18 protein-coding genes and 2 pseudogenes are annotated in these 10,218 nt (G+C 60.4%); all 20 read right to left on the bottom strand.

All coding sequences use genetic code 11. The annotated features are described in order from the left end of the window. Window positions 1–623, bottom strand: a pseudogene (locus tag ACQUQ1_RS20995) (hypothetical protein); the annotation flags it as partial. 171 nt (window positions 624–794) lie between these two features. Continuing rightward, window positions 795–1,331 carry a hypothetical protein gene (locus ACQUQ1_RS21000; RefSeq protein WP_435066192.1) on the bottom strand — a complete coding sequence of 179 codons (537 nt, stop codon included), beginning with the start codon at window positions 1,329–1,331 and terminating at the stop codon, window positions 795–797. Continuing rightward, a complete protein-coding gene (locus ACQUQ1_RS21005) occupies window positions 1,328–1,483 on the bottom strand; it encodes a hypothetical protein (protein WP_435066193.1) in 156 nt (51 codons plus the stop codon). Before ACQUQ1_RS21005 ends, ACQUQ1_RS21000 begins: the two co-directional genes overlap by 4 nt. Beyond that, the gene (locus tag ACQUQ1_RS21010) at window positions 1,483–2,169 is read right to left on the bottom strand and encodes a DUF6166 domain-containing protein (protein WP_435066194.1); all 687 of its coding nucleotides are present in this window, start codon (window positions 2,167–2,169) and stop codon (window positions 1,483–1,485) included. The genes ACQUQ1_RS21005 and ACQUQ1_RS21010 overlap by 1 nt, the downstream gene beginning before the upstream one ends. A gap of 119 nt (window positions 2,170–2,288) precedes the next feature. Continuing rightward, window positions 2,289–2,702: a putative toxin-antitoxin system toxin component, PIN family gene (locus ACQUQ1_RS21015; RefSeq protein WP_042661788.1), complete on the bottom strand. Its 414-nt coding sequence runs from the start codon at window positions 2,700–2,702 to the stop codon at window positions 2,289–2,291. Continuing rightward, window positions 2,699–2,962: an AbrB/MazE/SpoVT family DNA-binding domain-containing protein gene (locus ACQUQ1_RS21020; protein ID WP_435066195.1), complete on the bottom strand. Its 264-nt coding sequence runs from the start codon at window positions 2,960–2,962 to the stop codon at window positions 2,699–2,701. The genes ACQUQ1_RS21015 and ACQUQ1_RS21020 overlap by 4 nt, the downstream gene beginning before the upstream one ends. 100 nt (window positions 2,963–3,062) lie before the next feature. Continuing rightward, complete coding sequence (locus ACQUQ1_RS21025) at window positions 3,063–3,428, bottom strand: DUF7568 family protein (protein WP_435066196.1); 366 nt, start codon at window positions 3,426–3,428, stop codon at window positions 3,063–3,065. A gap of 2 nt (window positions 3,429–3,430) precedes the next feature. Beyond that, a complete protein-coding gene (locus ACQUQ1_RS21030) occupies window positions 3,431–3,730 on the bottom strand; it encodes a hypothetical protein (RefSeq protein WP_435066197.1) in 300 nt (99 codons plus the stop codon). Window positions 3,731–3,784: 54 nt separating this feature from the next. Further along, window positions 3,785–4,006 carry a hypothetical protein gene (locus ACQUQ1_RS21035; RefSeq protein ID WP_435066198.1) on the bottom strand — a complete coding sequence of 74 codons (222 nt, stop codon included), beginning with the start codon at window positions 4,004–4,006 and terminating at the stop codon, window positions 3,785–3,787. An 18-nt stretch (window positions 4,007–4,024) separates the two neighbouring features. Beyond that, on the bottom strand, window positions 4,025–5,269 hold the full coding sequence (locus ACQUQ1_RS21040) for an RNA-guided endonuclease InsQ/TnpB family protein (protein ID WP_435066199.1): 1,245 nt from the start codon (window positions 5,267–5,269) through the stop codon (window positions 4,025–4,027). Between the two features lie 175 nt (window positions 5,270–5,444). Beyond that, complete coding sequence (locus ACQUQ1_RS21045; RefSeq protein WP_435066200.1) at window positions 5,445–5,723, bottom strand: DUF7389 domain-containing protein; 279 nt, start codon at window positions 5,721–5,723, stop codon at window positions 5,445–5,447. A 22-nt stretch (window positions 5,724–5,745) separates the two neighbouring features. Further along, a complete protein-coding gene (locus ACQUQ1_RS21050) occupies window positions 5,746–6,147 on the bottom strand; it encodes a DUF6166 domain-containing protein (protein ID WP_435066201.1) in 402 nt (133 codons plus the stop codon). Window positions 6,148–6,225: 78 nt separating this feature from the next. Beyond that, window positions 6,226–6,621, bottom strand: coding sequence for a DUF7567 family protein (locus ACQUQ1_RS21055; RefSeq protein ID WP_435066202.1), 396 nt, complete (start codon window positions 6,619–6,621; stop codon window positions 6,226–6,228). 77 nt (window positions 6,622–6,698) lie between these two features. Next, the gene (locus ACQUQ1_RS21060; protein WP_435066203.1) at window positions 6,699–7,064 is read right to left on the bottom strand and encodes a DUF7568 family protein; all 366 of its coding nucleotides are present in this window, start codon (window positions 7,062–7,064) and stop codon (window positions 6,699–6,701) included. Window positions 7,065–7,067: 3 nt separating this feature from the next. Beyond that, window positions 7,068–7,559 carry a hypothetical protein gene (locus ACQUQ1_RS21065; protein WP_435066207.1) on the bottom strand — a complete coding sequence of 164 codons (492 nt, stop codon included), beginning with the start codon at window positions 7,557–7,559 and terminating at the stop codon, window positions 7,068–7,070. Window positions 7,560–7,665: 106 nt separating this feature from the next. Next, window positions 7,666–8,088 carry a hypothetical protein gene (locus ACQUQ1_RS21070; protein ID WP_435066204.1) on the bottom strand — a complete coding sequence of 141 codons (423 nt, stop codon included), beginning with the start codon at window positions 8,086–8,088 and terminating at the stop codon, window positions 7,666–7,668. Between the two features lie 75 nt (window positions 8,089–8,163). Continuing rightward, window positions 8,164–8,826: a DUF6735 family protein gene (locus ACQUQ1_RS21075; RefSeq protein ID WP_435066205.1), complete on the bottom strand. Its 663-nt coding sequence runs from the start codon at window positions 8,824–8,826 to the stop codon at window positions 8,164–8,166. 68 nt (window positions 8,827–8,894) lie between these two features. After that, entirely contained in the window at window positions 8,895–9,275 is a 381-nt protein-coding gene (locus ACQUQ1_RS21080) for a hypothetical protein (protein ID WP_435066206.1), read from the bottom strand. 106 nt (window positions 9,276–9,381) lie between these two features. Continuing rightward, on the bottom strand, window positions 9,382–9,570 hold the full coding sequence (locus ACQUQ1_RS21085; protein ID WP_049987720.1) for a hypothetical protein: 189 nt from the start codon (window positions 9,568–9,570) through the stop codon (window positions 9,382–9,384). 142 nt (window positions 9,571–9,712) lie between these two features. Continuing rightward, a pseudogene (locus ACQUQ1_RS21090) lies at window positions 9,713–10,218 on the bottom strand (hypothetical protein); the annotation flags it as partial.

Consider the following 10,218-nt stretch of genomic DNA (forward strand, 5'->3'; position numbering starts at 1 on the left):
ACGTCCCCGACGTGCTTGATGACTTCCTTGTCGGTGAGCGAGCGCATCGAATTCGAGCAGTACCCGTCCTGAGCGAAACCCTCCACGTAGACGGCGTGCTCACCGAAGAAGTCGTAACCGGAGGTCACACCCATCGTGATCGGGTCCGACCGCCCCGGCAGCCGGACTTCGAGGCCGTCGAACATCACGTCCATATGGACCTCGCCGCCGCCCCGGTAGCGCCGAACCTCGCCGAACATCACGTCGCCGAGCGGTGTCCCGTCGATGGTCTCCTCGCGAAGGACCTCTTCCAAGGGCCTGTACACGTCGACCGGATTGATGATCGCGTAACTGTCCGTGGGGACGTGAAATAGTGGGTCTGCGTCGGGCTCATCGTCTGTCGCGTGGTCGCGCGCTCTCGTCGGCTCGACCAGGGCGTTGAAGCGCTCCGTTTCGACCCACTCGTCGGAGTAGGGATTCCGGTATGCGACTGTCGTCTCGACGGCCTGCGGGAGGTCACGAATCGTCTCGGCGAAGGACTTCGGTTCGTCGACCGTTTTCTTCCGGCGGTACCAGTCGGGTAGTTCTGTATCGGTTCGTCCGTCGACGCCCGCGAACACGGTTCTGGATTCTGGGTCTTTCATTGCAGTCACCTCGAAATCGAATTCGTCACTCGCGACGGCGCTCTCATCACGCGCCCTGCGCCCCTCTCACGGGCGCAAAAACAACCACTCTTAACCAACATTCTACCTAAGAATCCAGTACTGTTGGTTAATCATCTGGACGGTCCCGATACCTGGCTTCGGTCCTTGAATTCACTCGTCGGCGTGGCGTCGACGGCGCACCTGTTCAGGATTCGGCACCCACGGATGGGCGTCCCAGCAGTGGAGGGCGTGCTCTTGTGCCGTGTCGAACAGCGCCTCACACGACCCACACTCGTAGGCGGTGTCGGACCACGGTTCCGTGACGAACATCGTCGTCACCGTCGACCTGACTGGATCTGGTGCGGCCGAGCGCTGAACGTAGTCGTATCCGATCACCGTCCGTCGACGAAGCGCCGACTGCGCCAGCCGTTCGGGCCGGTCTGCTGGGAGATACACCCAGCGGACGAACGCTGCTTCTGAGTCCTTCGCTGAGGGTTGAAGGATGAACCACCGATCATAATCGTCGCGGAAGAGATACCGTTCTGTTCCCCGATTTTGGAGATAGAGCGGATCCTCGCGACCGGGAATCACCCGCAGACCGATGGACGGGGAGATCGGGGTGAGGAGTCGCTCTTCCAGTGTGAGCGAGCTGGGCTCTCCTGATGATGTCTCGCCCTCGAAGTCGTCAAGCGTCGCTTCGCCAGTCATGATTCGCCGGGATTCGTCTCGCCGGTGTCTTCCCCGCCTGTTCGTTCGTGCCGGTCGTTGTATCGCTCGAGTTCTCGACCGATACGCTCCAGCGCTGTGATGGCGCGTTCGATGAGTTGGTACGTGCCCCGCGAGAGTCGGATGTTCTCCATCAGATGTCCTCCTCTGGCTCGACGAGGTCGTTACTCTCAGCGACGAGTGCCTGAACGGCTGAGGCAGGATCGTTCTCGACCGGAAGTGTTCGATGGTCGAGCGGGGCGGGATACGCCCGGTCGCCCTGCGCGCAAAGTATGATCAACCACTCCTCGCTCCCTTCGGCGAGGACGACGTAGTGGTCGATATCCCGACGTTGGAAGACTGTCCGATCTGTCCGGCTCACCGCACTCCAATTCGCCGGCAGTGACGATGAGGGCGTCCCACCATCTGGCGTGAGTGCTCGGTCCTCTTCGAATTCGGCGAGTGCCGCCTCGATATCCTCCCCGGTGAGATGCCAGCAGTCGGCCGGGCCATCGCACGCGAGTTGACTCACCACCTCGTTGCGGAACTGGATGTAATGCTGGTGGGCGACGCGTTCGTCGTTAGTGTAATCGAGGAGGAGCGCACAGGCGAGCTGTGCCGGGCCGCTTCCGGTGTAGCCCCAGTCGAAGCCCGCTGGGCTGTGTCGCACGAGGCCGAGGCTCCGATCCGGGGTGAGGCGCTCGTGGTCGGTGAGCTTCAGCACAACCGGCGTCCCGTTGACGCGCATGCCGACGTACTCGACGTCGGCTGGTGTTGGCTGACTGCGTTCGCTCTCGTTCTGTGCTGGCGCTCGTGGATTGGTGGTCGAATCTGTCTCCATCGGTTGAACGCGGGCGTTCGGATGCCCCGCACCCCTCTCGGGGGTCGAAAAACCATACTGGATGAGCACACTCGAGGAGAGCCCTCGTGTACGACCTATTTTCGGGAAGCCACAGGGGATTACTCGGTCGTGAGGCGGTCGTAGAACGTTCGGGGCTCGACAATATCGATCCCACGGAACGAGTCGAGATCGAGTAGATGGCGGTCGCCGGAGACGATGTAATCGACGTTGCCCGCTACGGCAGCTTCGAGGAACTTGTCATCGTCAGGATCAGCCTCGACCGCTGTGATCTCTTCATCCGGGTCGACGAACTCCGCGAAATAGCGGATCGTTTCGACCTCCTGTTGGACGTCTTCTTCGTCCATGTGGAACTTCTCCGGGTATTTGAGCAGGGTGTCTCGAAATTCCGTGAGCGTCGCGACGGAGACGACGATCTGATACTCGCTGCTAAACCCCTTGACGACTATCTCGTGGGGGACGCCAGTTGCGATAACGCTCGAAATGAGAACGTTCGTATCGAGAACCGCTCTCATTCATCGGCGCCCCGCGCATCATGCACCAGCTCGTTGACCTCGTCCATCGAGAGGTCGACCGTCTCAGCACGCTCTTCGACCCGCTGCTGGAACTCCTCGACGGAGGGGAGTTCGAGTTTCTTCAGTACAAGGCCGTAGTCCGTCGGGACGACCATCAGCTTCGTGCCCTTTTCGAGGCCGAACTGTTTGCGTAGCCGACTTGGGATGGTGATCTGTCCCTTCGACGTCACCGTCGTGACTTCAGGGTCGTCAGTACTCATGAGTGGCTCTATGTAAGAATTCCTTACGCAGCGTCTTGAACCCACCGGTCAGGTCGATTCCACTGCGTCTTCCATCGTCGTTTGGTTCCCTTGTCGAGAATCACCGCTCGGGGCCGTAGACGATTGCTGAGCGGCTTTCATAGCCGCACTCCCGACACTCGAACCACCGTTGAATCTTCGCACCGTCAGCACTCTTCTGGCCGACGACGACCTCGTCGTTCGGACACTCTGGGCAGCGGAGCTCTGGCTGGGGGCGCTTTTCGAGTTCGTCCCGAAGCCACGTGGTGTCCTTTGTCGCGAATCCGCGCGACCACACGGGGTAGCCCTCGACGAGAATCGCGGCCCGCCACTTGTGGACGTACGAATCCGGCGCACGGTGCAGGACTGCTCGGGCGTTGCTCCCTCTGTTTCGGTACGCCAGGGTCGGAGTACGGCTCTCTCGGGTCCAGTTGGTGAGTCGTGTCATAGTTACTCCTCGAAGAGACAGCGAGCGGCTGCATCGTCGCCAGCGAGGGTCTGCTGATCCTCGTCCGTATCAGCGAAGAGTGTTGACTGATCTCCCTCGGATGTTTGCTCAACTTCGGGTCGATCGTCGACGCCGAACTCACTCGCCTCGGGCTGGTCAAGACGCGAATCCCGGACACGATGATCCACGTCAGCGCCGAAGTCCTCGAGTGAGGTCTCGACGCTTGTTTCGGTTACTTCGAGTTGGCCATCGTCACCGAATGCGGTCTGTCGGTGAATCTCGATATCTGGTCGATCGCTCATCTCATTCGAGCCTCCACCCACCGAGGCTTCGACAGGCACCGTCGAGTTGTCGCGTCAGTCGTCTTGTGCGCGGAGTTCGCTGGCCCGCTGTTCAAGCCGGCTGAGGATCTGGACCCGTTGCTGATTCGCGTTCTCGTAGGCGACGCAGGCTCGCAGCGTCTCCATATCGTTGATCGTCACGATACCAGCGTTGATGAGTCGCGTATTCGGGGGTTCGAGCCGTTGTTCTGGCGAAAGCTCGCTTATATCTGTTGTCTGACTATCTGAATTGCTCACTGGTAAGCTAACCCACGGCTAACGCCGAGGGCTTTCAGCGTGGACTCCCGCTCTGGCCGAATCATCGGCAGGAGGGTCATACACTCCGTTCGCGTTCAGCATCCCGCTGTTCAAGCGCACGCCTACGGGTGCGCCTCCGCCGTCCCCAGTTTGGTTCCGGCGGAGATACCGTAATCCAATATTCTTCGCCGCGTTGTAGTCAGCGTGGTTCTCGTAGCCGCATTTCAGGCACTCGAAGTCCTCACCGTCGCGGTTGGTGGGGTGTGTAAAGCCACAGTGTGAACATCGTCGAGAGGTGTTCTCCGGGTCAACCTGTGCTACATCGATGCCGTACTCTGCGGCCTTGTACTCGACGTATTCGTAGAGTCGGTTGAACGCCCACTTGTGCCCCCACGACGCGCCAGTGCGTTCCCGAATGTCGGTCAAATCCTCGAATGCAATCACAGAACACCCGTACTCGCGGGCTTCATCGACCAACTCATTGCTGATTCGGTGGAGCGTCTGCTTGAATCGGCCTTCCTCTTTCCGTCCAACGGATTGAATATTTTCGTACGCCCACCGTGTGCCGTGTTCCTGCAAGTCTCCACGGCGTTTTTCGTACTCACGTTGCCAGTGGTCGAACTCGTTGCCCGTCCAGAACGTGCCCGTCGAAGTGACGGCGAGGTTGTTCACGCCGAGATCAACCCCGAGAACCGTTCCGTTCTCAGGTGTTGCCTGTTCCGACGTGTCGGGCTCCACATCCCGTTTACAGTGGATATGGAGCATCCAGTTGCCGTTGCTGTAGTGCAGTTCCGCCCCCGTAGTTTCGTACTCGTCGGAGAAGAAGTATTCCGCGTGGGGCGTATCCCGCTCCTCGTCGGGTAGCAGGTAGTCGGCTTCGATTCGACCGTCAACCGTGGCCAGCGACACGTACTCGTCGTAGAACGTGGCGGTACGGTGGTCGTAGACGAGATGTGGGCTGGTGAAGTGCGGCATCGACGCCTTCTTCCCCTGTTTCCACTTTTCGACCACGCTCTTGCAGGCTTCAGCGGCCTTGTTGCGAGCGGCTTGGACGTGGTTGCTGTGCAACGCCGTCTCGTCGCGCACGTCCTCGTATGTGTCGTCGTGGAGCGTGGTCTTGCTCGTGGTGACGTATTCGCCTTCGAAAGCGTGGCGTGTGACGTGGTTGGCGGCCCACAGGAACTCGTCTACGGTATCTTCGAGGAGTGCGGCGTCAGGACCGTCCACGTCGAGTTTGACCGGGACAGTACGCCGCTTCTCCATACATCATATGTGGCTTTGATGGTTCAAAAATACGGGGGAGTCGGCCCTGTCATAGTCGGTGGGTTGATCGACGAAGCGTACGCTCTTCCTCCCATCTATGAACGGGTAGGTTCCGCGCTGTTACCGCTATGAGAGCCTCCGTCACTGCTGAGGCGACAAAAAACAGCCCTCGCCGTTACCCGTCTTTTTCCTCGGGTTGGATTTGGCGAGCGTCCTCCGCGAGATCGTGGATGTACTCCCGAAGGATTTCCATGTCCTCGCGAGCGTCTTCGAGGGTCTTGCCCTTCGCTTTGGCCACGATTTTGTCCTGATCGCGGGTGCCAGTCCCGCGAGTAAGCTTCACGGTGAGGGAGACGCCGACGTCACTGCGTTCGACGTACTCCGTTCGTGTCGCCTGTTCACTGGTTCCGGCCGATTCGCCATCCGCACGAGATGGTTGGGTGTGTTCTGACATGGATTCTTTCGGTGATTGGTATTTAGATGGACGGTGCGGCCGGCTCGCCGGGTGTTTCGTGAAGGACTGCGTCGATCTCGGGCCCGGTGAGTCGCCAGCGTTCACCAGACCCAGCGCAGTCCAGCTGGCTCACGACCTCGGTTTTGAACGCCTGGTATTGGTCGAGGGCGAACGCTTCGTCATCCGTGTAGTCTAGGAGGAGTGCGAGCGCGAGTTGCGCTGGACCACTACCACCATATCCCCATTCGAATCCCGAGGGACTGTGATTCACCAGTGCGAGACTCCGCTCTGGCGTGAGCCGTTCTTGGCCGGGACATTTCTCAACGATAGCCTGCCCGCTCTGCCGATACCCGACGTAGGCGATGTCGCAGTCGCTCGCTGGGTGTGTCTGTTCAATCGAGTGTGTGTCGCTAGGTCTACTCATCGGTCTGTTCGGGAGCTACTCGTTCGAGCACCCCCGCACCCCTCAGGGGGTGACAAACAGCCACAGGGACTGCTTGTCCTACGCGAGATGGGAGATCTCGGCTGGTTCGTCGACATCGTCGAACTCGCCTTGTTCGACCGGCTGCCAGCCATCGCCGGGTGCCGGACTCCACCAGTCGACCTCGTAGGCACCCGGTGCGCCGAGGATCTTCACCCGCGCCGACCCATCGGGTAGGTCGCGACGGAGCTTCTCGTCGACGTGGAGGTTCCACGTTGAGTGGGTGTCGAAGCAGGCGAGGACGGCCTCGTCGTAGCCGCGTGTCTCTCGGGATTCTTGGAGTTCGACCTGCGTGTTGCAGTTCTTGCAGAACACACCTTCGAAGGGAATGTGACTGAATACCTCGTGCCCGCAGACGGGACACCAGAGGAACTCGAACAGTGCTTCGCTGTGACGGTCGATGATTTCCAGACTCATCTGTGGATCTGGCCCGATTGAGACGGGCCACCCATTCCGGCCCAAAATAAACGTCACCGTAGATCCGCACCAATCAATCAGCGCTCGGCGCCGTACACGATTCTCGAGGATGTTTCGTACCCACAGTTCCGACACTCGAACCAGCGCTGAACCTTCGCGCCGTCAGCCGTTTTCCCACCGATTGCTACATCGCTGTTCGAACACTCGGGACAACTCAGTTCGGGCGCTGGCCGGTCACGGAGCTCGTCACGGAACGATTTCGCGTCCTTCGTCTCGTACCCCCGCGACCATACCGGGTAGCCGTCGACGAGGATTGCCCCACGCCACTTGTAGCGGTACGAGTCCGGTGCTCGGTGTAAGACAGCCCGAGCTCCGGTCTCGGTATTCCGGTATGCGAGTGTGGGCGACCGACTCTCGCGCTTCCAATTTGTGATCCGGGACATCTGTTAGAAGTGGACGTCGGCGGGCACGATCCAGAGCTCCTCGCTCTCCTCCAGCACTCGATCCAGCTGCTCACGGTGACGGATCCCGTTCGCATATTCGTTGTACAGGAAGATCGTTGGCCCGTCGTAAGCGCCGACCTGGTGGAAGGCGTGCCGAGCGAGATCTTCGTCGCGCATAATCTCCTCGTCGGAGAGTTCATCGAGTGCCTCCCTCACTCGTTCGAGATTCCGCTCGAACTCCTCTTTCGTCGCCTTCCAGCCACGCTCGAGGAGATCCTGGCCGTCATCGGAATCGACAGGAGCTGCCATCGGGAGCTCACCCCATCGCGCCTTCCCCGCAACGGACGTGTCCTCCTCATCAAAACAGACGTAGTAGTCGAAGACGGCGCCGGCGTGTGGATCCGCGCCGACCAGGCGGTCGAACACCGTCTTTCCGGTGGCCAGTGCGTCGTCGTGGGTCGATTCTTCTACCAGGGCGTAAATTACCATGTGCATCTCGAACACCTCGAAGCGCCGACGCACCGGGAGTCGTTGCTCGCTCGCTCCTGCTGCGCCGGCACCCATCGCCGGCGCTCGAAAAACCCTGACAAGCGGTCGATTCTTAGGACTCGTTCGCTCGCTCGACTGTGATGGTCAGATTCCCGGACTCGTAGTCAGCTTCGAAGTCGACGGTGAACGCATCCGAGTCGTACGCGGCGTGGTAGGCACGGTGCCGTTCGAGTGACCCCGTCGCCTTGAAGTGGAAGAACGCAGCTGAGGTGTAGGGCTTGCTCTGGGTCTCGACCTGCGTCTCGACAGAGGCCGGGAGCGCGATTTGTGGTGTGTCCGTGTCGATACTCGCAGCGAACGCCTTCGCTTCCTCGACGGTCGCCTGCGAATGTGCGGGCGTCTCGCCGGTTAGCACGTTTACCGGCGTCTCGGTATCGTCGGTGAACAGGACATCGTGGAAGGTGCGTGTCCCGAGGACTGCATCGGGATCTAACTCGCAATCGTGGAATGGGTCGTCGTCTGGTTTCTCGGGCATCCAATCACGAGCCTACGGTGGGGCTCAGTCCTTTCTGCCCCAGACAAACCACCATCTGCTTCGACGCAAATCGCCCTACGAGCGGCTGAGTGTCGCGTCCGGAGACGGTGCTCCACCGCTCGGGATGCGCAACTCTTGGCGCTTTCCGATCCACTCGCCGAGCTTCTGCTTGAGGTACTGGCGAGCCGTCGACTGGGTGAACACACCCTTGTTGACCATATCGCCAACGACGTCTTTCAGTGCCCGGAACTGCCCCTTCAGATGGCCATCGCCGACCGGCTCGCCATCGTGCCACCGAACGGTCGCGAGCGCGCCGTTCCCGACCGTCTCGCCGTGGTCGATTGTCTCGGAGTCGTACTGCAGGCCGAACCACAGCGTCCGGTAGGCGGCCACCTCGAAGGTGGGTGACACCACGTAGAACGCCTCGTGATGCAGGTAGTCGAGATGGTCAGCGATGATCTCCTCGAGCGTGAGCCCGGTGGCGCGGGGCTTCGGCTCGACGACCGTCGACGGTCGGTCTTTGCCGGCGAGGTAGCCGTCGACGGCATCTGCTTCGAGGCCATCGGCCAGTTCCGCCAGCAGCTGTTTCGCCCACTTCGAGTCGGTATCGTCGCCACCGAACGGTGTTTCGGCCGAGATTTGGTGCTTGAGCTTGAGATTCGCTGCACCCCAATGAGAGTAGTGGAGCGTGTACTGTCCGTCAGTTCGTTCGTACGCAACGAGTGCGCGGTGGCCCATTGAACAATCACCTCACAGGACGACCCACGACTGGATCGCCCCGCACCCCTCCCGGGGGACGAACAACGCTACTCGTCGATCAGGTCGGGGGAACTGAGGTCCGCGTACAGCACCTCACCGTCGCGGATGACGTACCGTTTCGCCAGCACGGGAAAGCGGCATTTGGTAAATCCGGCTGTCTGGATGTCGAATTCTTCGTTCGGTTCGAGATACTCCGCGAGCGACCGGAGGAACTCGTGGGTGACGATGCCACCGTCGTAGTCAGGAAGTCCGTTCTCACGAACCTCGTACACTTCGAAGCTGTCGTAGCCCCAGATGACGAGTTCGCCGTCGTCGTCCACTTCCCAGTTGAGCGTCCCGAAGCAGTGGTTCTCACAGAGCTCGCGGACTGCCTGTGGATCCGATACGAGTGCGCCGGTCGATGTCGTTGCGGCTTGGAGTGTTGCCATGGATTGTTCTCGGGAGCTGTCTCGCGCCCCCGCACCCCTTCAGGGGGCGAGCAACTGCTCACGCTGTGACGGCCACATGACGTTGCGCTGCCGACGCGTCGAGCTGTCAGGATTCTCTGTTGACGTCACCGTCCCTCGTCGTATTCGGTTGGGTGAGAAAATCTACCTGCTCGAGGAGCGTCGTCGCGGTGCTAATTCGCTCTTGATCAGCGGGCTCCAATTGGTCGCTGTCGATACTGGTGAGGCTACTGAGCGCGCGGTGGAGTCGATAGCCGGGGGTGTCTCGTGGGTCCATGTGTGCGCCTCCGCCAATTTACGGCGCGAAAAAACACCGGCGGGCAGTCAGCGGGGCGGTTCGGGAGTGATCACGAACTGACCTCCAGTTAACCAACAGAACGAATCGATATCAGGATCTGTTGGTTAAACTGACGCCGTCTCTACTGACTGGCTTCGGGTTCGGGCCCATAGCGCGATGTCCCGCATCGCTGACACTCCCACATGGGCTGCCCGGTCCACTCGTCATCGTGGACGGTCTCGAATTCGCGAAATCGATGCTTAGTCTCTCGACCACACTCCCGACACTCGAGGTGAGTTCTGTTTGGACGCTCACGTAGTGGCTGTTCGGTATCGGTCTTGTCAACGGATTCCTGGAGCGCAATCGCTGGCACCAGCCAGAGGTCGTCGTCTGCGCCCTCACGTAGGCTTGCAAGACCAGCTTCGGTGCGAACCCCACTCCCGGTTTCCTCGTAGAGAAACGTCGCGTGCTCGCCGTCGTGACGGGGCTGCGTCGTCTCTGTCCACGCCGTCCGCTCACGAGCGGACGCGAGCAGCTGATTACCACATTCAGACGTGACCCGTGTCGCCGAGGGGAGCGAGGGCCACTGATCGACAAGCTGTGGGGCCGGTTCCTCGTCGAGATCGTAGATTAGCTTGCAGTCATCGA

Source organism: Halobaculum sp. EA56 (assembly GCF_051195075.1).
Taxonomy (GTDB): Archaea; Halobacteriota; Halobacteria; order Halobacteriales; family Haloferacaceae; genus Halobaculum.

What these genes read in the sequence shown, in the direction of transcription:
- ACQUQ1_RS21000 (WP_435066192.1), bottom strand. Translation starts at nt 1,331, where the DNA reads ATGACTGGCGAAGCGACGCTTGACGACTTCGAGGGCGAGACATCATCA.
- ACQUQ1_RS21005 (WP_435066193.1), bottom strand. Translation starts at nt 1,483, where the DNA reads ATGGAGAACATCCGACTCTCGCGGGGCACGTACCAACTCATCGAACGC.
- ACQUQ1_RS21010 (WP_435066194.1), bottom strand. Translation starts at nt 2,169, where the DNA reads ATGGAGACAGATTCGACCACCAATCCACGAGCGCCAGCACAGAACGAG.
- ACQUQ1_RS21015 (WP_042661788.1), bottom strand. Translation starts at nt 2,702, where the DNA reads ATGAGAGCGGTTCTCGATACGAACGTTCTCATTTCGAGCGTTATCGCA.
- ACQUQ1_RS21020 (WP_435066195.1), bottom strand. Translation starts at nt 2,962, where the DNA reads ATGAGTACTGACGACCCTGAAGTCACGACGGTGACGTCGAAGGGACAG.
- ACQUQ1_RS21025 (WP_435066196.1), bottom strand. Translation starts at nt 3,428, where the DNA reads ATGACACGACTCACCAACTGGACCCGAGAGAGCCGTACTCCGACCCTG.
- ACQUQ1_RS21030 (WP_435066197.1), bottom strand. Translation starts at nt 3,730, where the DNA reads ATGAGCGATCGACCAGATATCGAGATTCACCGACAGACCGCATTCGGT.
- ACQUQ1_RS21040 (WP_435066199.1), bottom strand. Translation starts at nt 5,269, where the DNA reads ATGGAGAAGCGGCGTACTGTCCCGGTCAAACTCGACGTGGACGGTCCT.
- ACQUQ1_RS21045 (WP_435066200.1), bottom strand. Translation starts at nt 5,723, where the DNA reads ATGTCAGAACACACCCAACCATCTCGTGCGGATGGCGAATCGGCCGGA.
- ACQUQ1_RS21050 (WP_435066201.1), bottom strand. Translation starts at nt 6,147, where the DNA reads ATGAGTAGACCTAGCGACACACACTCGATTGAACAGACACACCCAGCG.
- ACQUQ1_RS21055 (WP_435066202.1), bottom strand. Translation starts at nt 6,621, where the DNA reads ATGAGTCTGGAAATCATCGACCGTCACAGCGAAGCACTGTTCGAGTTC.
- ACQUQ1_RS21060 (WP_435066203.1), bottom strand. Translation starts at nt 7,064, where the DNA reads ATGTCCCGGATCACAAATTGGAAGCGCGAGAGTCGGTCGCCCACACTC.
- ACQUQ1_RS21065 (WP_435066207.1), bottom strand. Translation starts at nt 7,559, where the DNA reads ATGCACATGGTAATTTACGCCCTGGTAGAAGAATCGACCCACGACGAC.
- ACQUQ1_RS21070 (WP_435066204.1), bottom strand. Translation starts at nt 8,088, where the DNA reads ATGCCCGAGAAACCAGACGACGACCCATTCCACGATTGCGAGTTAGAT.
- ACQUQ1_RS21075 (WP_435066205.1), bottom strand. Translation starts at nt 8,826, where the DNA reads ATGGGCCACCGCGCACTCGTTGCGTACGAACGAACTGACGGACAGTAC.
- ACQUQ1_RS21080 (WP_435066206.1), bottom strand. Translation starts at nt 9,275, where the DNA reads ATGGCAACACTCCAAGCCGCAACGACATCGACCGGCGCACTCGTATCG.
- ACQUQ1_RS21085 (WP_049987720.1), bottom strand. Translation starts at nt 9,570, where the DNA reads ATGGACCCACGAGACACCCCCGGCTATCGACTCCACCGCGCGCTCAGT.